Origin of the sequence: Pseudohalocynthiibacter sp. F2068 (assembly GCF_023015645.1) — a bacterium.
Lineage (GTDB): Bacteria > Pseudomonadota > Alphaproteobacteria > Rhodobacterales > Rhodobacteraceae > Pseudohalocynthiibacter > Pseudohalocynthiibacter aestuariivivens.
This window is the reverse complement of record NZ_JALKAK010000002.1, coordinates 94,443-110,033: the sequence shown is the minus strand read 5'-3', so window position 1 is coordinate 110,033 and position 15,591 is coordinate 94,443. Positions and strand designations below refer to the sequence as shown.

The 15,591-nt window shown below is 52.2% G+C and carries 22 protein-coding genes; 14 read left to right on the top strand and 8 right to left on the bottom strand.

From position 1 onward, the window contains the following. Positions 1-15: 15 nt before the first annotated feature. From MWU63_RS02900 to MWU63_RS02890, 3 genes are all read left to right on the top strand, one after another. Entirely contained in the window at positions 16-846 is an 831-nt protein-coding gene (locus MWU63_RS02900) for a bifunctional helix-turn-helix domain-containing protein/methylated-DNA--[protein]-cysteine S-methyltransferase (protein ID WP_247076932.1), read from the top strand. A 113-nt stretch (positions 847-959) separates the two neighbouring features. Further along, positions 960-1,631: an OmpA family protein gene (locus tag MWU63_RS02895; protein ID WP_213887302.1), complete on the top strand. Its 672-nt coding sequence runs from the start codon at positions 960-962 to the stop codon at positions 1,629-1,631. A 106-nt stretch (positions 1,632-1,737) separates the two neighbouring features. After that, the gene (locus tag MWU63_RS02890) at positions 1,738-2,505 is read left to right on the top strand and encodes an FCD domain-containing protein (protein ID WP_213887301.1); all 768 of its coding nucleotides are present in this window, start codon (positions 1,738-1,740) and stop codon (positions 2,503-2,505) included. 71 nt (positions 2,506-2,576) lie between these two features. Here MWU63_RS02890 and MWU63_RS02885 read toward each other — a convergent pair whose 3' ends face one another. The 5 genes from MWU63_RS02885 to MWU63_RS02865 all read right to left on the bottom strand — a co-directional run bounded on the left by MWU63_RS02885 (position 2,577) and on the right by MWU63_RS02865 (position 5,156). Beyond that, positions 2,577-3,131 (bottom strand): F0F1 ATP synthase subunit B, encoded by a 555-nt coding sequence (locus tag MWU63_RS02885; protein WP_213887300.1) that lies wholly within the window; start codon positions 3,129-3,131, stop codon positions 2,577-2,579. Further along, the gene (locus tag MWU63_RS02880) at positions 3,128-3,691 is read right to left on the bottom strand and encodes a F0F1 ATP synthase subunit B' (protein ID WP_213887299.1); all 564 of its coding nucleotides are present in this window, start codon (positions 3,689-3,691) and stop codon (positions 3,128-3,130) included. Before MWU63_RS02880 ends, MWU63_RS02885 begins: the two co-directional genes overlap by 4 nt. A 75-nt stretch (positions 3,692-3,766) precedes the next feature. Continuing rightward, the gene (locus MWU63_RS02875; protein ID WP_155527283.1) at positions 3,767-4,003 is read right to left on the bottom strand and encodes a F0F1 ATP synthase subunit C; all 237 of its coding nucleotides are present in this window, start codon (positions 4,001-4,003) and stop codon (positions 3,767-3,769) included. Between the two features lie 56 nt (positions 4,004-4,059). Next, entirely contained in the window at positions 4,060-4,815 is a 756-nt protein-coding gene (locus MWU63_RS02870; RefSeq protein WP_247076930.1) for a F0F1 ATP synthase subunit A, read from the bottom strand. Positions 4,816-4,817: 2 nt separating this feature from the next. Then, a complete protein-coding gene (locus tag MWU63_RS02865; protein WP_213887298.1) occupies positions 4,818-5,156 on the bottom strand; it encodes an AtpZ/AtpI family protein in 339 nt (112 codons plus the stop codon). 229 nt (positions 5,157-5,385) lie between these two features. On the opposite strand from MWU63_RS02865, the gene MWU63_RS02860 reads away from it, so the two are divergent. Next, positions 5,386-5,718: a metalloregulator ArsR/SmtB family transcription factor gene (locus MWU63_RS02860; RefSeq protein WP_213887297.1), complete on the top strand. Its 333-nt coding sequence runs from the start codon at positions 5,386-5,388 to the stop codon at positions 5,716-5,718. A 23-nt stretch (positions 5,719-5,741) separates the two neighbouring features. Here the strand turns inward: MWU63_RS02860 and MWU63_RS02855 are convergent, their stop codons facing one another. Together MWU63_RS02855 and MWU63_RS02850 are read right to left on the bottom strand one after the other, a co-directional pair. After that, positions 5,742-6,662, bottom strand: coding sequence for a DMT family transporter (locus MWU63_RS02855; RefSeq protein WP_246531559.1), 921 nt, complete (start codon positions 6,660-6,662; stop codon positions 5,742-5,744). After that, positions 6,659-7,540: a LysR family transcriptional regulator gene (locus MWU63_RS02850; RefSeq protein ID WP_213887296.1), complete on the bottom strand. Its 882-nt coding sequence runs from the start codon at positions 7,538-7,540 to the stop codon at positions 6,659-6,661. The genes MWU63_RS02855 and MWU63_RS02850 overlap by 4 nt, the downstream gene beginning before the upstream one ends. 101 nt (positions 7,541-7,641) lie before the next feature. Here MWU63_RS02850 and MWU63_RS02845 point away from each other — a divergent pair, with 101 nt between their 5' ends. From MWU63_RS02845 to rpmE, 10 genes are all read left to right on the top strand, one after another. Next, positions 7,642-8,223 (top strand): NAD(P)H-dependent oxidoreductase, encoded by a 582-nt coding sequence (locus tag MWU63_RS02845; RefSeq protein WP_213887295.1) that lies wholly within the window; start codon positions 7,642-7,644, stop codon positions 8,221-8,223. Positions 8,224-8,461: 238 nt separating this feature from the next. Continuing rightward, positions 8,462-9,967 carry a signal recognition particle protein gene (gene ffh / locus MWU63_RS02840; RefSeq protein WP_213887294.1) on the top strand — a complete coding sequence of 502 codons (1,506 nt, stop codon included), beginning with the start codon at positions 8,462-8,464 and terminating at the stop codon, positions 9,965-9,967. Further along, positions 9,964-10,494 (top strand): GNAT family N-acetyltransferase, encoded by a 531-nt coding sequence (locus tag MWU63_RS02835; protein WP_213887293.1) that lies wholly within the window; start codon positions 9,964-9,966, stop codon positions 10,492-10,494. Before ffh ends, MWU63_RS02835 begins: the two co-directional genes overlap by 4 nt. Continuing rightward, positions 10,484-10,780 carry a chorismate mutase gene (locus MWU63_RS02830; RefSeq protein ID WP_213887292.1) on the top strand — a complete coding sequence of 99 codons (297 nt, stop codon included), beginning with the start codon at positions 10,484-10,486 and terminating at the stop codon, positions 10,778-10,780. Before MWU63_RS02835 ends, MWU63_RS02830 begins: the two co-directional genes overlap by 11 nt. Positions 10,781-10,825: 45 nt before the next feature. Then, positions 10,826-11,248, top strand: a complete 423-nt coding sequence (rpsP, locus tag MWU63_RS02825) for a 30S ribosomal protein S16 (RefSeq protein WP_247076928.1) — start codon at positions 10,826-10,828, stop codon at positions 11,246-11,248. A 17-nt stretch (positions 11,249-11,265) separates the two neighbouring features. Then, positions 11,266-11,895 (top strand): 5,6-dimethylbenzimidazole synthase, encoded by a 630-nt coding sequence (gene bluB / locus MWU63_RS02820; RefSeq protein WP_247076926.1) that lies wholly within the window; start codon positions 11,266-11,268, stop codon positions 11,893-11,895. A 62-nt stretch (positions 11,896-11,957) separates the two neighbouring features. Beyond that, positions 11,958-12,467 carry a ribosome maturation factor RimM gene (gene rimM, locus MWU63_RS02815; RefSeq protein ID WP_213887289.1) on the top strand — a complete coding sequence of 170 codons (510 nt, stop codon included), beginning with the start codon at positions 11,958-11,960 and terminating at the stop codon, positions 12,465-12,467. A 45-nt stretch (positions 12,468-12,512) separates the two neighbouring features. Continuing rightward, a complete protein-coding gene (trmD, locus tag MWU63_RS02810) occupies positions 12,513-13,394 on the top strand; it encodes a tRNA (guanosine(37)-N1)-methyltransferase TrmD (RefSeq protein ID WP_213887288.1) in 882 nt (293 codons plus the stop codon). Positions 13,395-13,396: 2 nt separating this feature from the next. After that, complete coding sequence (rplS, locus tag MWU63_RS02805) at positions 13,397-13,777, top strand: 50S ribosomal protein L19 (RefSeq protein WP_213887287.1); 381 nt, start codon at positions 13,397-13,399, stop codon at positions 13,775-13,777. 11 nt (positions 13,778-13,788) lie between these two features. Further along, positions 13,789-14,010, top strand: coding sequence for a 50S ribosomal protein L31 (gene rpmE / locus MWU63_RS02800; protein WP_213887286.1), 222 nt, complete (start codon positions 13,789-13,791; stop codon positions 14,008-14,010). A gap of 125 nt (positions 14,011-14,135) precedes the next feature. Here the strand turns inward: rpmE and MWU63_RS02795 are convergent, their stop codons facing one another. Next, complete coding sequence (locus tag MWU63_RS02795) at positions 14,136-15,206, bottom strand: response regulator (protein WP_213887285.1); 1,071 nt, start codon at positions 15,204-15,206, stop codon at positions 14,136-14,138. Positions 15,207-15,591 lie beyond the last annotated feature (385 nt).

Genomic DNA, 15,591 nt, shown 5'->3' with positions numbered 1-15,591 from the left:
AGACGGAGCGACCAGATGCAGACCGAAGACAGCTATCATTTTAACCTCATCCGCCGCGCACTGGATGAGATCGACAGCGCGGATCAACCGCTATCGCTGGATGATCTTGCCAAGCGCATGAACATGAGCCCAGCGCATTTTCAGCGTGTTTTCAGCCGTTGGGTTGGTGTTTCGCCAAAACGCTACCAGCAATATCTTGCGCTTGGTCACGCAAAAACCTTGCTGCGGGATAGGTTCACAGTGCTTGATACCGCACATGCGACAGGTCTCTCTGGTGGTGGTCGGTTGCATGACCTGTTTATCAAATGGGAAGCGATGAGCCCCGGAACCTACGCGGCGCGTGGCAAAGGCCTGACGATATATTGGGGTTGGTTCGATGGCCCCTTTGGCGAGATGCTTGCCATGGGAACGGACAAAGGCCTCTGCGGGCTGGCGTTCACTTCGGAATGCGGGCGCGAACATGCAATGGAGGACATGACCTCGAGATGGCCAAAGGCGACATTTATAGAGGCCCCACAATATCTGCAGCCTTGGATTGACGGTGCGCTTGGTGGAACTGAAACGAGGCTTGTCCTTATAGGTGCACCACTGCAAATCAAAGTCTGGGAGGCATTGCTCTCAATCCCTTCAGGTCATGTCTCAACTTATTCCGAAATCGCGCAGGCCGTTGGTGCGCCACGCGCTGCGCGTGCAGTGGGAACAGCCGTTGGCCGTAACCCTGTCAGTTGGCTTATTCCCTGTCACCGCGCGCTAAGAAAATCCGGCGGGCTTGGGGGGTATCATTGGGGCTTGCCGGTCAAACGCGCCATGCTGGCTTGGGAATCTGCACGCTCGGAATCGGCCTGAAAACCTCCTGTTGGCGGTTTATCGCCAAGAAAAAGGGCTTGTTATTCGATAACATCGCCCAATGTATTAAGCAGTGAGTGTACGCAGAGTACTCAGAGTTTATGAGGCAGATTATGATTCGATTTAAGTTACCACTTATAGCCGCAACTGTAGGTGCTTTGGCACTTGCCGGGTGTGAAGACACGGGTGGCGGCATCAGAACCGCAGACGGAGACCCAAATCGCACTGCAAACGGGGCCTTGATAGGCGCTGGTATTGGCGCACTTCTTGGAGGAACGCGCGAAAGCGGCAATGATCGCTTTAAGAATGCAGTTATTGGTGGCGCGATTGGTGCCGGCGTAGGTGCCGTTATTGGCAGCCAGCTTGACAAACAAGCCGCTGATTTGCGCCGCGATTTAGGCAACGATGAGATTGGTATCGTTAACACTGGCAACGAACTAATTGTGACAATGCAACAGGACATCTTGTTTGCAACTGACAGCGCGAATGTCCGTTCCGATTTACAACGTGATTTGCGGGCGCTCGCTGGAAATTTGCTCGATTACCCAGACACAACAGTTGAAGTAATAGGCCATACCGACAATGTCGGTGAAGCTGGTTACAATCAAGGTCTGTCATCGCGGCGAGCAAATGCCGTGGCTTCAGTTCTGCTTGGGCAGGGCGTTCCTTCTTATCGTGTAAGGGCATTCGGCAGAGGTGAAAGCCAACCTGTCGCTTCCAATCTGACGTCCGAAGGCCGGTCACAAAACCGCCGTGTTGAAATCGTGATCCGCCCAACTGCCTGATCATTGTTAAACCAATTCGAAAGGCCGATTCCTAAAAGGATCGGCCTTTTTCATTGTCGTCTTCCGTTGCTGGTCATATGATCTTACCACTTTCAAGGGGTCCGCAATGCCATTTCAAAAAGTTCAATCCGAAAAACTATCCAGCTCTGTCGTACGCCAGATCGAGCTCTTGATCCTGCGCGGGATATTGCGCCCCGGCGAACGACTGCCAAGCGAACGTGAACTTTCCGAAAAGCTTGGCGTGTCACGCCCCAGCCTGCGTGAAGCAGTGGCTGATCTGCAAGATCGCGGACTTCTGAACAGCAAGGCTAGCGCTGGTATCTATGTGGCCAATGTCCTTGGGTCTGCTTTTTCCCCTGCCCTGGTCGCCCTTTTTGCAAGCCATGATGAAGCCCTCTTTGACTACATTGATTTTCGGCGCGATATGGAGGGACTCGCTGCAGAACGTGCTGCGCGGCTTGGCTCGGATACTGATCTCTTGGTCGTCGATACGGTTTTTAAGAAAATGGAAGCGGCTCACACCAAGCGTAATCCGACGGAAGAAGCAAAACTTGATGCGGAGTTCCACCTCGCCATTATCGAGGCAAGCCACAACGTTGTCATGCTTCACATGATGCGATCCATGTTTGAGCTTTTGCGCGAAGGTGTTTTTTACAATCGTCAGGTCATGTTTAAACAACGCACAACCCGTGACACGCTATTGAATCAGCACCGCGCAATTAACAAGGCGTTGCAGGCGCGTGATGCTGCGGGTGCCCGTGTCGCAGTAGAAGAGCATCTCAATTATGTTGAGCAATGCATGTCGGATCAGCAAAAGACAGATCAAAACGAGGCGATTGCGCAACAACGGCTAGCGCACGAGCAGGCACGTTAGAAGCGCGCCTGCGTAAAGGAAAACCCGACCGCGAAGGCCGGGTTTCTAGCTTCTTTTAAGTGCAGTGGCAGCTAGTGTAGTTTCGCGTCCACGTCCGCTATTGCCGCTTCGATCAGCTTGTTGCCTTCGGCAGCGCTCATTTGCTTGGCAATCACATCACCGGCAGCAGCGACAGCCACCACAACCGCGCGATCGCGAACTGCTTTAACCGCAGACGACTGTGCAGAAACAATCTGATCTTCAGCAGCCGCTAGCCTGCGCGCAATACTTGCCTTCAAATCTTCTTTTGCAATCTCTGCAGCGGTCGCAGCCTCAACCTTGGCGGCTTCGATGATGCGTTGCGCCTGATCCTTCACTTCTTCTTGCTTGCGCTCGTAAGATGCGAGGATAGTTTGCGCTTCTTCACGAAGAGCACGGGCCTCATCCAAATCTGATTTTATTCCGTCAGCACGTTTGTCGAGGTGCCCACTGACAATCCCCGGAACTTTGAAGTAAATCAAAACTCCGATAAAAAGCAGGAACGCGATCGACACAACAAAGTTAGTGTTTCCAAGCGAGAAAAACGAACCCGACGCAGCAAAGGCCGGACTTGCCGCAGCGGTAAAAAGGAAAATCAGCTTTTTCATCTTGAAGCCCCTTTCAAACGTGCGGTAACCGCTGAGGTGATCGAGCGCGCGTCAGCAGAACCACCCAAAACTGCAACGATTTCCTTCGCAGCTTCTTTTGCAACTTCCTTGACGTTATCCGCAGCGCTTTCGCGAATAGCAGAAATTGCTTTTTCTGCTTCTGCAGTTTTTACGCCGATCTCTGCATCTGCCTTTGCAATTGCCTTGTCCAGATCAACCTGAATCTCGGCTTTTGTTTCAGCAATGATACGGTTTGCTTCTGCGCGAGCTTCTGCGAGTGCTTTGTTATAAGCATCTTCCGCTTCCACAGCTTTCAGCTTTAGCTCTTCGGCTGCAGCGATGTCATTTGTAATCGTGCCCTGGCGTTCAGCCAGAACCGAAGCAATACGAGGCAGCGCAATACGCGACAGAATGAAATAAATGGCCAGCAGCGTCAGGACGAGCCAGAAAATCTGGTTCGAAAACGTGCTGAAATCAAGCTGCGGCATGCCAACAGCCTCTGCAGCATGTCCTGCAGATTCGGCAGCGTGACCTGCGGTTTCTTCAACCTCTGTAGCCATGTCGTCCTCCTAAGACCTTAGATTACACCGGGCGGGCAACATGCGCCCCCCCGGCCGTAAGGATGGTCCGGAAGATCAAACGGCGAACATAAGCAGAAGAGCGACGAGGAACGAGAAGATCCCCAGTGCTTCTGCGAACGCGATGCCGATAAACATTGTTGCGGTTTGACCAGCCGCTGCAGACGGGTTGCGCAGGGCACCCGACAGGAAGTTACCAACAACGTGACCCACGCCGACAGCTGCACCACCCATGCCGGTACATGCAAGACCTGCACCCACATAGGCACCCATTTGTACGATATCGCCTTCCATAGTCGTTACTCCTTACGTTGGAATTGGCATTAGAATTCGTGATTATTCACAAGACCTTAGTGATGAGGATGCAGCGCATCTTTCAGATACACGCAGGTCAGAATTGCAAAAACATAGGCCTGGATAAAGGACACCAGGGTCTCAAGTGCGTAAATCGCAGTAATCGCCAGGATAGAGAATGGAGAGATCGCAAGAATCGCCGCAAAGCCTGCGAATACTTTGATCACCGCGTGACCAGCCATCATGTTCCCTGCAAGACGAATAGAGTGGCTAACAGGGCGCACAAAGTAGGAAATGATCTCGATCAGCGCCAGAATTGGGCGAAGCACCAACGGTGCCTGAGAGATCCAGAAAATGTTTAGAAACCCAAATCCGTGCTTAACAAAGCCCAGAATGGTAACTGTCAGGAACACGGCAATCGCCAGAACCGCAGTAACAGCGATGTGTGACGTTGTCGTAAAGCTCATCGGCAAGAGGCCAAGGAAGTTCGCAAACACGATAAACATGAACAGTGTCATGATATATGGGAAATAGCGCAGGCCATCTTTGCCAGCCACATCTTCAACCATCTTGTAGACAAAACCATAGGCCATTTCGCCGACTGATTGTGTGCGCGTTGGCACAATGGCACGACGACGTGTTCCAACGACCAGCAACAAAACGATCGAAAGAACGGTCAAAGCCATCCAAAGTGTCACGTTCGTCGGGGTGTACCACATGACCGGTCCGTCGCCAAAAAGAGGCTGAACAACGAACTGATCCATCGGGTGAAATACCAAACCGCCGGTTTCTGCCTCTGCTTCTGCTGACACGTCTAGTCCCTCTTGTCTCGTGTGGCTGCATTTTGTTGCTCAGCCACATGTTCCTCTTGGATCTCCTTGGCGGTGCGAAGCATTGTCCTCACGCCGGCCACGAAACCCAGCAAAATAAAAAGCACCATAAAGATTGGTTTGGTCCCAAACAGCGTGTCCAACCCGATCCCGATGCCAAAACCAATCGCAATACCCGCGACCAGTTCGATCACCATTCGCCAGGCATGTTGTGCCTGAGAATAATGCTCTTCCTTCCGAGGGGCTGGTTCCTGCGCTTTTCGCGCGCCTTCGATCCGGTCTTCAAGCGTTTTCAGGCGCTCGGGGTCGGGTGCATCAGGCATAAAATCGGCCTCTCAGTCAGTCGTCGCAAACTAGAAAGCGGAGCCGCATGAGTCAAGCAACATCGACAACATGAAATTTAGAGTTAAGTATTTGAAACAGCTATATTTAATTTTCGCCACGACAAAGTGTTCACTACGCTTTGCAGGGTAGATGCGTCACCTCACCCCGCCAGCCCATATTCAACCAAATGGTTGACCAATTGCTGAATACCCGATTTACCTCAGACCTATGAACACCAAACTTGATATTGTTTTTTCAGCGCTTTCTGACTCCACGCGCCGCCATATTCTGACGATGTTGCTGGAAGACGACATGGCAGTCACTGACGTGGCAGAGCCTTTCGAAATGTCACTTGCGGCAATTTCAAAGCATCTGACAATTCTTACGCGGTCGGGATTGATCAGCCAGGAAAAGCGTGGGCGCGTAAAATGGTGCAAGCTGGAACCCGACGCTTTAAGGGATGCCTCTATCTGGATGCAAAGCTTTGGTCAGTTCGAAGCCGTGAATCTTGATGCGTTTGAGCGGTTCTTAGAGCGCGAACTGGATAATGACACCGCCTGAGCCAGACGCAAAAAACACGCCACTCAGTGTTCGTCCTTTAATAGCATAAGCAAAGCAACAACGGTTAGTGCAACACCGGCTAGCACCAGGCCCCGTGGCGCACCGTTGCCCAGCGCTAATTCCCAAAGGATAACCCAGCTTGGCACCAGATATGTATACGCCATGACTTTAGCAGATGGCAGGCGCAGGCTCGCGTATTGCAGCAACGCAAAAGATCCGGCACTTGCAAAAACGGCCGTATACACAATCGTTGTCCAGACAATTGTCGGCAATGCCAACCAGTCAGTTTCCAGGATGTCATTGCATCCATAGATTACAAACACCCAGAAAGCCGCGAACATCATTCCAAATGTAAACCCAAAAGCAGGCTCGCCCCGGTTTAGCCGACGCATGATTGACGGGTAAAACGCATGCGCCACGCAGCCCCAAAAGAAAATTGCCTCACCAACACCGATGTTAAAGGCCCACAGCGCCGCGAGATCCGCCTTGAATATCACCCAAAGCGCGCCAATTCCGCCCAGAATTAATGCCCCAGCCATGCGAACTGTCGTTATCTGGCGAAGGATCAAATACCCAAAGCCTGCTGCCATAAGGGGTGTAAGTGTAAAAACAGCAGCCGCCGAAACGGGCGGTGCCGTTTTCAAACCTTCAAACATGGTAACAAAATAAAACGCCATCGTGCCGCCCAGGATCACAAAACGCCAAGGAGCGCGTGCAACCTGTCTGGTAAGCCCACCGGTCGCTGCGGCAATGAAACCCATTAGCGTTGTCGCAATTAGAAACCTGATCGCATTAAACGCGGCTGGTTCAACTTCGTTCGCAACCATTGAACCCAGGCTAAAAGAACCCGCGACCAACGCTGAGAAGCTTAGCATCGCAAAATGTCCGCGCATTTCTGATGTTAGCTTGCTGCGATCGATCCGGGCGCCCTGTGTTGGGCTCATATTGTTCCCCACTCTTTCGCCTTCGCTTTCAAGAAGGTCAGAAATGCCTGTACCTTCATTGTGCGATGCAGGTCGACATGGGTCACGATCCATAGCGGTGAAACCCATTCGGGACGTGGAGGGAATACCTGAATCAGATCATCGTTCTGGCTCGCAGCGAAATCAGACAGGAACCCAAGGCCGCCGCCCGCGCAGACAGCATGTTCAATGCTTTGAAAATCCCCTGCGCGAAAGACGACATTCTCTGGCGGAACATGCTCGTCCAGCCATTTGTAGAAGGGCGCGCGTTTCTGACGTTCTTCCCCTGCAACAAATCTGTGCAGTTTAAGATTTTCTTCACTGTCGGGCAGACCATAACGATCAATGTAGGATTTAGCGCCATAAAGTGCGATGCATTGCGTCACCAGCGGTTGCACGACATTGTCTGGCTGATCCGGAGTTTTACCAGCGCGGATTGCGACATGTGCCTCGCCATATTCCAGGCGAAACACGCGCTCCCCTGTCATATAGTGCACCTTCACATCCGGATGCTCCTGCTGAAACTCGACCAGAACGGGTGCAAGTAAGGGCGACATATTCGCAAGCGAAGTGACCAGCAAGTTACCAGTTACTGACTCTCCCTGGCCGCGTATGCGTCCGGCAAGCTGCGTGAACTGTTCAGCGGTCGTCTGGGCAACCTGCAACAGATCCTGCCCCGCTTCGGTCGCTGTGTATCCGCGCGCGTGCCTCTGAAACAGTTTTGTTCCCAGCTGCTTTTCCAAATGATCTATATGGCGGATAACTGTGGCATGATGCACGCCAAGCACGTCGGCTGCGCCACTAACTGTGCCCATGCGCGCAACCTGAAACGCAGTTCGTATCTCATCCCAGTTTTCCATTACTCTACCTGTGCAATATCCAACATATTATGTTCGAATATCAGCATTGTGTTCATTTTTGCAATACTTAATTTCAGTCTATCAACATGAGGAATTCACAAATGTCACAATCAATTCTACGCATCGACGCCTCTGCCCGCACAGAAGATTCCGTTTCCCGTTCCCTCACCGACAGCATTGTCGCCCGGTTCGGTGGTGCCACCGTTATCACCCGCGATCTTTCGGAAGGTATTCCACACCTGTCTGAAACCTGGGTCGGTGCGACCTTCACCCCACCCGAAAACCGTACAGCACAGCAAGCCGAAGCGCTTTCATTCTCTGACGAACTGGTTGCAGAGATAAAAGCCGCTGACATCATCGTCATCGGCTCGGCTGTCTACAACTTCAGCCTTCCCTCTTCTCTAAAGGCCTGGATTGACCAGATCAGCCGCGTCGGTGTCACCTTTAAATACGGTGAAAACAGCCCCGAAGGTTTGTTGAAAGACAAACGTGTTATCGTCGCATTAGCCTCTGGCGGCACCGCGATTGGCTCTGACTATGACCACTTCACACCTTACCTTAAGTTCGTTCTGGGATTTTTGGGCATAACAGATGTGCAATTTGTTGGTGCGACCGAGCTGGCTCAGAATGCCGACGCGTCAATCGTGGCTGCAAAGACCGAGATCGGCAAACTTGCCGCATAAAACACACCGCAAAAATTCTGACAGGCCCATTCTCGCGGATAGGGCCTGTTGGCTTGACTCTTTCCCGTCTCGGGCCTAAACGACCTCGAACTCCGGAAGTCTTTTAAAGCTTCCGGTCCCTTTGCATTGCGCAGGGATCGCCATCAGTCAGCGCGTTGCGCCCACTGGTGTCGTTGGTTATTGGAGCGTCCCTTCTTAACTGGAGGGGTGGGTTTGAAATGGCAAAGGAGCCGTCGCGATGTTTGAAAATCTGTCCGAACGCCTCTCTGGTGTTTTTGACCGCCTTACCAAACAAGGCGCCCTGAGCGATTCTGATGTCTCAACTGCATTGCGTGAAGTCCGCGTTGCCCTGCTGGAAGCCGATGTTTCGCTGTCTGTCACTCGTGACTTTGTTAAGGCGGTACAGGAAAAGGCCGCCGGACAATCTGTTACCAAATCCGTGACGCCCGGCCAGCAGGTCGTAAAGATCGTCCATGACGAACTTGTGCATGTCCTTGCAGGTGATGAAACCGAACCGGGTGAGCTGAAGGTAGACAACCCGCCCGCGCCCATCCTGATGGTTGGCCTGCAGGGCTCTGGTAAAACGACAACCACAGCAAAGCTCGCCAAACGCCTTTCAGAAAAGAACGGTAAGCGGGTTCTGATGGCCTCGCTCGATACGCAGCGTCCGGCGGCACAAGAACAGCTTGCAATCCTTGGCAAACAAATCGGCGTGGATACACTGCCGATTATCAAGGGTCAGTCCGCCGTTGATATCGCAAAACGCGCCAAACAGCAGGCAACGCTCGCGGGCTATGACGTCTACATGCTCGACACCGCAGGCCGCTTGCACATCGATCAGGTGCTGATGGATGAGGTGCAGGCTGTTCGCGATGTCGCCAACCCGCGCGAAACCCTGCTTGTCGTCGATGGTCTGACTGGCCAGGACGCGGTAAATGTTGCCGAAGAATTTGATGGCAAAGTCGGCATCAGCGGTGTTGTCCTGACCCGGATGGACGGTGACGGACGTGGTGGTGCCGCGCTTTCCATGCGCGCTGTCACGGGCAAGCCAATCAAATACGTTGGTCTTGGCGAAAAGCTGGACGCGATCGAAGAGTTCCACCCGGAACGTGTTGCTGGCCGTATCCTTGGTATGGGCGATATCGTTTCGCTTGTTGAAAAAGCTCAGGAAACCATTGAGGCCGAACAAGCTGAGCGCATGATGAAGCGCTTCCAAAAAGGTCTGTTCAACATGAACGACCTGAAAGCGCAGCTTGAGCAGATGATGAAAATGGGCGGCATGGAAGGCATCATGGGTATGATGCCGGGCATGGGCAAAATGGCCAAGCAGGTTGAAGAAGCCGGCTTTAACGACAAAGTTCTGAAACGTCAGGTCGCCCTCATCCAGTCGATGACTAAAAAAGAACGTGCCAATCCACAGATCCTGCAGGCAAGTCGCAAAAAACGCATCGCGAAAGGCGCTGGCCTTGAGGTTTCTGATTTGAACAAGCTTCTGAAAATGCATCGCCAGATGGCTGACATGATGAAGAAGATGGGCAAAATGGGCAAACGTGGCATGCTGAAGGGTGCGCTTGGCAGCATGTTTGGCAAAGGCGGCGGGATGCCTGGAATGCCAGGCGATATGGACCCATCTGCGATGGACCCCAAAGCACTGGAAGCCGCAGCTAAGAAAATGGGGGGTCTTCCCGGTCTTGGCGGCGGCCCTCTGCCCCCCGGTTTGTCAGGGTTTGGTAAAAAGAAATGAAAATATCCGTCCCCACACTTGAAACAGAACGCCTGATCCTGCGCGAACATCGCGCCGAGGATTTTGAGCCGTTGGCAGAGTTTTATGCCGATGATGCGCGCTGTGCTGGGTTCGGAGGGCCGCTCGGCCGCGAAGACAGTTGGCGCTGGCTCGCGTCTTCTATTGGTCACTGGCAATTGCGCGGCTACGGCTATTGGTCGGTTGAGGAAAAATCCAGCGGTACATTCTGTGGTCTTGTTGGCCTTTGGAACCCCGAAGGCTGGCGCGAGCCTGAACTGGGCTGGGCCATGGTGGCCAACGCAGAAGGTCAGGGAATTGCTTATGAAGCTGCGGCGCATGTTCGTGACTACACGTTCGGCACGCTGAACTGGCCGACCCTCACAAGCAACATCGTACCCGACAACGCGCGCTCTATTGCGCTCGCGGAACGGCTTGGCGCGAAACTGGATGGAAGCTACGACAACCCACATATGGGCCTCGTCCATGTCTACCGTCACCCAAAACCGGAGGCGAGCAATGACAGATGATGCAACCCGCGCCGAAGAGGTGCTGAAGGAACATCGTGAAAGCATTGACCGGCTTGACGCTGTGTTGGTTTACACACTTGCCGAGCGTTTCAAACACACGCAGGCCGTCGGTAAACTGAAGGCACAACATTCTTTGCCGCCATCTGACCCGATGCGCGAAGCAAAACAGATCGAACGTCTTCAGCGTATGGCGCTGGAGGCAGACCTTAACCCCGAATTCGCTAAAGAGTTTTTGAGCTTCATAATTAGCGAAGTCATTCATCACCACGAAAAACATCAGGAATAACAGTCGGCAATTAGTCCGTCTCAATCATCTTAAGGAGAACTCACAATGGCTATGAAAATCAGGCTCGCTCGCGGTGGCAGCAAAAAACGCCCCTTCTATCGTATCGTTGCTACGGACACCCGTATGCCACGCGATGGTCGTTTTATCGAAAAACTGGGCACCTATAACCCGCTGCTCGCTAAAGACAGCGAAGACCGCGTAAAAATGGATCTTGATCGCGTAAAATACTGGCTTGGCGAAGGTGCAAAGCCAACTGACCGTGTGTCCCGTATGCTGGAAGCTGCTGGTGTTCTGGAGAAGAAGACCCGCAACAACCCTAAATCAGCTGTTCCAGGTAAAAAAGCCACTGAGCGCGCTGAAGAAAAAGCTTCAAAAGCTGCCGCTGCTGTCGAAGCAGCTGCCGCTCCTGCAGAAGCTCCAGCCGAGGAGCCGGTTGAAGAAGTGGCTGAAGAAGCCTCTGCTGAATAAGCGGGGCCGGCTGGGTCATGGCGCAATTTTCGGATCAGTTCCGACAAGAGCTTGACCAGTTAATGAGGTGGCGGCGTGATGTCCGCCACTTTCGCACAGACTCTGTCGAAAGTGCTTTGATTGATCGTTGTCTTGCAACCTTCAATCTGGCGCCTTCCGTCGGTTTGTCGGAACCGTGGCGTGTTGTTCGGCTTCGATCGGCAGCGGCGCGAGCCGCAGCACTATCGAATTTCGAATCTGCCAATCAAGACGCACTAAACGGTTACTCAGGTGAAAAATCCGAGATTTATGCCGGGTTGAAACTGAGTGGAATGCGCGATGCCCCAGAGCAATTCGCTGTGTTCTGCGATGAGCAAACCGAAAAGGGTGCAGGCCTTGGCGCAGCTACGATGCCAGAAATGCGCCGCTATTCTGTTGTCGCGGCCATCACGCAATTCTGGCTGGCTGCACGTGCTGAAGGGTTGGGTGTTGGCTGGGTATCAATCCTCGATCCGGAACAACTTGCTCGTGATATTGATATTCCGGAAGGCTGGGCATTAGTTTCGTATCTTTGCGTCGGCTGGCCCAAAGATGATATGGAAACACCAGAGTTGGAACGTGCCGGTTGGGAAGACCGACGCGGTCATTTGCCTATCGTAGACCGTTAGAGCGCTTTAAAGCCTCTTGCATCAGAACCGCGCGCTCCGCGCTTAGGGCTAAGGGATAACCGATGTCAGACCGTATTTGCGTAGGCGCCATCGCTGGTTCTTATGGAGTAAAGGGTGAGGTTCGCTTGAAAAGCTTTTGTGCTGATCCAGAGGCAATTGCTGACTTTGATCCGCTGTTTTCGGAAGACGGAACTCAAAGGTACTCCGTCACTCTGACACATGTCGTCAAGAATGGGTTTTCCGCTAAAATAAACGGCGTTTCCAACAAGGAGCAGGCGGAGAAACTGCGCGGTATAAGGCTATTTGCTGATCGCGATCAACTGCCTGAATTACCGGACGATGAATTTTACCACGCAGATTTAATTGGCCTGACGGTTTTGGATACCGGAGGCAACGTTCTTGGCCGCGTTAAGAATGTGCAGAATTACGGGGCAGGCGATTTGCTGGAAATTGAAGGTTCTGTCTTGGAAAATACGGTGCTGCTTCCTTTTACCAAAGAGATTGTCCCAACGGTCGATCTGGCTGGGGGTCGCATAATCGCGGATCCCCCCGAGGGGATCTATCCGGAATGACCCATCTTTTTCCTGTTACCGGCATTCATGTTGGAGTTTCACGAGATGAGTAATAGCCCATCCAAATCTCATGGCCGTCTCTCCATATCTGCGACGGCAACGCCTCGCGAACTTATTCAAGACAAACCACACCTGAAAGACGCGTGGACCGTCAAGATCGTCACGTTATTCCCCGAGGTTTTTCCCGGTGTTCTGGGGGCATCTCTTACCGGAAAAGCGTTGCAGGAGGGGCTGTGGCGACTAGAGACTATTGACCTTAGACCATTTGGCGAAGGCAAGCATCGCAATGTTGACGCCCCGCCCTATGGGGGGGGTGCCGGGATGGTCCTGCGCTCCGATGTTGTTGCAAAGGCGTTGAAACACGCTGAACGGGATACACCGGTGGACCGCGCAAAATGGCCAGTGGTTTATCTTTCACCTCGCGGCAAGCCCTTTACACAGGCAATGGCGCAAGAATTTTCAGAGGCCGAAGGAATGACTTTGCTTTGCGGTCGTTTTGAAGGCGTGGACGAACGCGTGATCGAACATTTCGATATCACGGAAGTCTCGCTTGGTGACTTTGTCTTGACAGGCGGAGAGATTGCAGCACAGGCCTTGATTGATGCGACAGTCCGGCTTATACCGCGCGTGCTTGGGAATCAGGAATCTACCGAGGACGAATCGTTCGCGGCTGGATTGCTTGAGCACCCGCAATACACGAAACCAGCCGTTTGGGAGGGTCGTGAGATACCGGAAATTCTTCTTTCCGGGCATCACGCGAAGATAACCGATTGGCGGCAGGTTATGGCCGAAAGGCTAACTAAGGAACGTCGACCTGACCTCTGGCGGGCTTATTGTGAAGAACACGATAGGGACCCGGTTGAAGACCAAGAGCTATCGGGGCGCGCAAACCTTCGTGGAAAAACCACGAGCAAAAAAGGATCATAGCGATGAATCTAATCGCACAACTGGAAGCCGAGCAAATTGCAGCGCTTGGCAAAGACATTCCAGATTTCAAAGCGGGTGACACTATCCGCGTTGGGTTTAAAGTGACAGAGGGCTCGCGCACGCGTGTCCAGAACTACGAAGGCGTATGCATCAGCCGTAAAAACGGCAACGGCATTGCTGGCGCGTTCACTGTCCGCAAGATTTCATTTGGTGAAGGTGTTGAACGGGTCTTCCCGCTGCACTCCACCAACATTGATAGCATCACCGTGGTTCGCCGCGGTCGCGTGCGTCGTGCGAAACTTTACTATCTGCGTGAACGTCGTGGTAAATCTGCACGTATCGCTGAACAAACAAATTACAAGCCCGCGTCGGCCAAAGCGTAAGGACGGATAGAATGAGAAAAGACATCCATCCCGAATATCACACGATCAACGTCAAAATGACTGACGGCACGGTCATGGAAATGAAATCGACTTGGGGCAAGGAAGGCGACCAATTGGCGCTGGATATTGATCCTACAGTACACCCTGCATGGACCGGCGGCGGCACGCGCCTGATGGACACTGGCGGTCGCGTCTCCAAGTTCAAAAAGAAATACGAAGGTCTGGGTTTCTAAGCACCCTATACCTGCTCTTATTGCGAACGCCGCTCCTCTCGGGGCGGCGTTTTGCATTTTCATAAAGTTTTTTGCTTACAATTTGTAGGCTGGGCAGCTTGTAGGTCAGATTGTTATGCCACCACCTACCTGCGCTCAAACCCATTTGCTTGCATCAGCGGCAGACGAGACTTGAAGATCGGAACAATCATCGAAAGTGGTCTGCTATGACGTCGGGGGCCTTTTTCCTTGCCGTTTTTCAAAGACGCCAGATTTGACTGTGCCTTCTGGTCAATTCCATTCAGATTCGCCCGCTTTATTGCGTTTTCAAGGCCGACCGGAGCTTCCTGACTTGACCAAAGATTAGCATGTGAAGGTTTGCCCATCGCGACATCTATCGTGATCGGGTTTCCCTCAGTATCGGAAAATTCAAGATCACCGACGGCGCTCTTTACTTTTGTTGCAACGTTGCTCGACTTTTTACGCCCTGATTTTGGAATGACACAAACGAAAATCCCATCTCCGACATATGAGATTTGCAAATTCGGGCTGTTGATCGCATCGGTTATGCAACCGGCAACGCTGTTGACCAGACTTCGAAAATCACTGGATGGAAGTGTTTGGTGGATCGTTTCGATTTCGATAATCTTGAAAGCAACAATCTCCATCGCATAATTACCCATGGGTAACTTCAGAAGGCGATTTTCCAACTCGGTGATATCAACCGCTCCGGTCACCTCTTCGAGGTCGAATTTTTCATCAAGCCTTAGGCTATGCAGACCATCCAGCTGTTCTTTCAACGCTTCCGCATTCAAACGCGCTTCACGTTCCTGATGGACCACATGACTCAACCCATCTGCCGCCCGAATACGAGCGCCAAGTTCCAACCCATGAAACGGTTTGGTTATGTAATCGGTCGCTCCGGCGGCAAACGCACGATCTATATAGCATTGCTCGGATAAGGCGGTGATCATCAGTACCGGAATGTTGGTATATTCTTCGAAACTGCGAATGGTTTTGCACAGCTCGATTCCATCTTTTCCTGGCATTCTAATATCGAGCAGGTAGCAATCGAACGGGTCCTGCGTATTGTTGATAAGCGCCAGTGCCTCGTCTGCAGAGGTTGCGACTGTGATATCGGTGTAGTCCGCATTTACCAGTGCCGACTTCAGAATCTCCAGTGCGATTTCATCATCGTCAACTGCCAGGATCTTCATATCGTCCACTCCAAATATGGCATGCAGAGCCCTTCTGAATGTGCCATCTGATCGTCTTTGATTCTCTCATAATCACGTAGATACGTTGTCCCCGTTGCCTGTATGGAAACAAAGTTTGGTCTAAATATGGCAAAGCGACATTTTGTAAAATCCTGATACGCTGGTCTCTGCCCAGTTATTTCTGATCCATATCTACAGCAAACACCAATCGTAATACGCTCTGTTTCGGAACCGAAAAATGACTTCCGGTGCCTGAAAATACCCCGGCCTAAAGTGGCAGATAAATGCAATTTCACAATAAAACCACATAAGTCCGCCTTGTGCACTGCTGTGGCTTCCCATAATGAAAAACACAACATATAGTTAGCATGTCCATAAGGGCGCG

What these genes read in the sequence shown, in the direction of transcription:
- MWU63_RS02845 (WP_213887295.1), top strand. Translation starts at nt 7,642, where the DNA reads ATGTCACAATCAATTCTACGCATCGACGCCTCTGCCCGCACAGAAGAT.
- MWU63_RS02860 (WP_213887297.1), top strand. Translation starts at nt 5,386, where the DNA reads ATGAACACCAAACTTGATATTGTTTTTTCAGCGCTTTCTGACTCCACG.
- rimM (WP_213887289.1), top strand. Translation starts at nt 11,958, where the DNA reads ATGTCAGACCGTATTTGCGTAGGCGCCATCGCTGGTTCTTATGGAGTA.
- MWU63_RS02875 (WP_155527283.1), bottom strand. Translation starts at nt 4,003, where the DNA reads ATGGAAGGCGATATCGTACAAATGGGTGCCTATGTGGGTGCAGGTCTT.
- rpmE (WP_213887286.1), top strand. Translation starts at nt 13,789, where the DNA reads ATGAGAAAAGACATCCATCCCGAATATCACACGATCAACGTCAAAATG.
- rpsP (WP_247076928.1), top strand. Translation starts at nt 10,826, where the DNA reads ATGGCTATGAAAATCAGGCTCGCTCGCGGTGGCAGCAAAAAACGCCCC.
- MWU63_RS02895 (WP_213887302.1), top strand. Translation starts at nt 960, where the DNA reads ATGATTCGATTTAAGTTACCACTTATAGCCGCAACTGTAGGTGCTTTG.
- MWU63_RS02880 (WP_213887299.1), bottom strand. Translation starts at nt 3,691, where the DNA reads ATGGCTACAGAGGTTGAAGAAACCGCAGGTCACGCTGCCGAATCTGCA.
- MWU63_RS02855 (WP_246531559.1), bottom strand. Translation starts at nt 6,662, where the DNA reads ATGAGCCCAACACAGGGCGCCCGGATCGATCGCAGCAAGCTAACATCA.
- MWU63_RS02830 (WP_213887292.1), top strand. Translation starts at nt 10,484, where the DNA reads ATGACAGATGATGCAACCCGCGCCGAAGAGGTGCTGAAGGAACATCGT.
- MWU63_RS02850 (WP_213887296.1), bottom strand. Translation starts at nt 7,540, where the DNA reads ATGGAAAACTGGGATGAGATACGAACTGCGTTTCAGGTTGCGCGCATG.
- MWU63_RS02890 (WP_213887301.1), top strand. Translation starts at nt 1,738, where the DNA reads ATGCCATTTCAAAAAGTTCAATCCGAAAAACTATCCAGCTCTGTCGTA.
- MWU63_RS02835 (WP_213887293.1), top strand. Translation starts at nt 9,964, where the DNA reads ATGAAAATATCCGTCCCCACACTTGAAACAGAACGCCTGATCCTGCGC.
- trmD (WP_213887288.1), top strand. Translation starts at nt 12,513, where the DNA reads ATGAGTAATAGCCCATCCAAATCTCATGGCCGTCTCTCCATATCTGCG.
- bluB (WP_247076926.1), top strand. Translation starts at nt 11,266, where the DNA reads ATGGCGCAATTTTCGGATCAGTTCCGACAAGAGCTTGACCAGTTAATG.
- MWU63_RS02865 (WP_213887298.1), bottom strand. Translation starts at nt 5,156, where the DNA reads ATGCCTGATGCACCCGACCCCGAGCGCCTGAAAACGCTTGAAGACCGG.
- MWU63_RS02885 (WP_213887300.1), bottom strand. Translation starts at nt 3,131, where the DNA reads ATGAAAAAGCTGATTTTCCTTTTTACCGCTGCGGCAAGTCCGGCCTTT.
- rplS (WP_213887287.1), top strand. Translation starts at nt 13,397, where the DNA reads ATGAATCTAATCGCACAACTGGAAGCCGAGCAAATTGCAGCGCTTGGC.
- MWU63_RS02795 (WP_213887285.1), bottom strand. Translation starts at nt 15,206, where the DNA reads ATGAAGATCCTGGCAGTTGACGATGATGAAATCGCACTGGAGATTCTG.
- MWU63_RS02900 (WP_247076932.1), top strand. Translation starts at nt 16, where the DNA reads ATGCAGACCGAAGACAGCTATCATTTTAACCTCATCCGCCGCGCACTG.
- ffh (WP_213887294.1), top strand. Translation starts at nt 8,462, where the DNA reads ATGTTTGAAAATCTGTCCGAACGCCTCTCTGGTGTTTTTGACCGCCTT.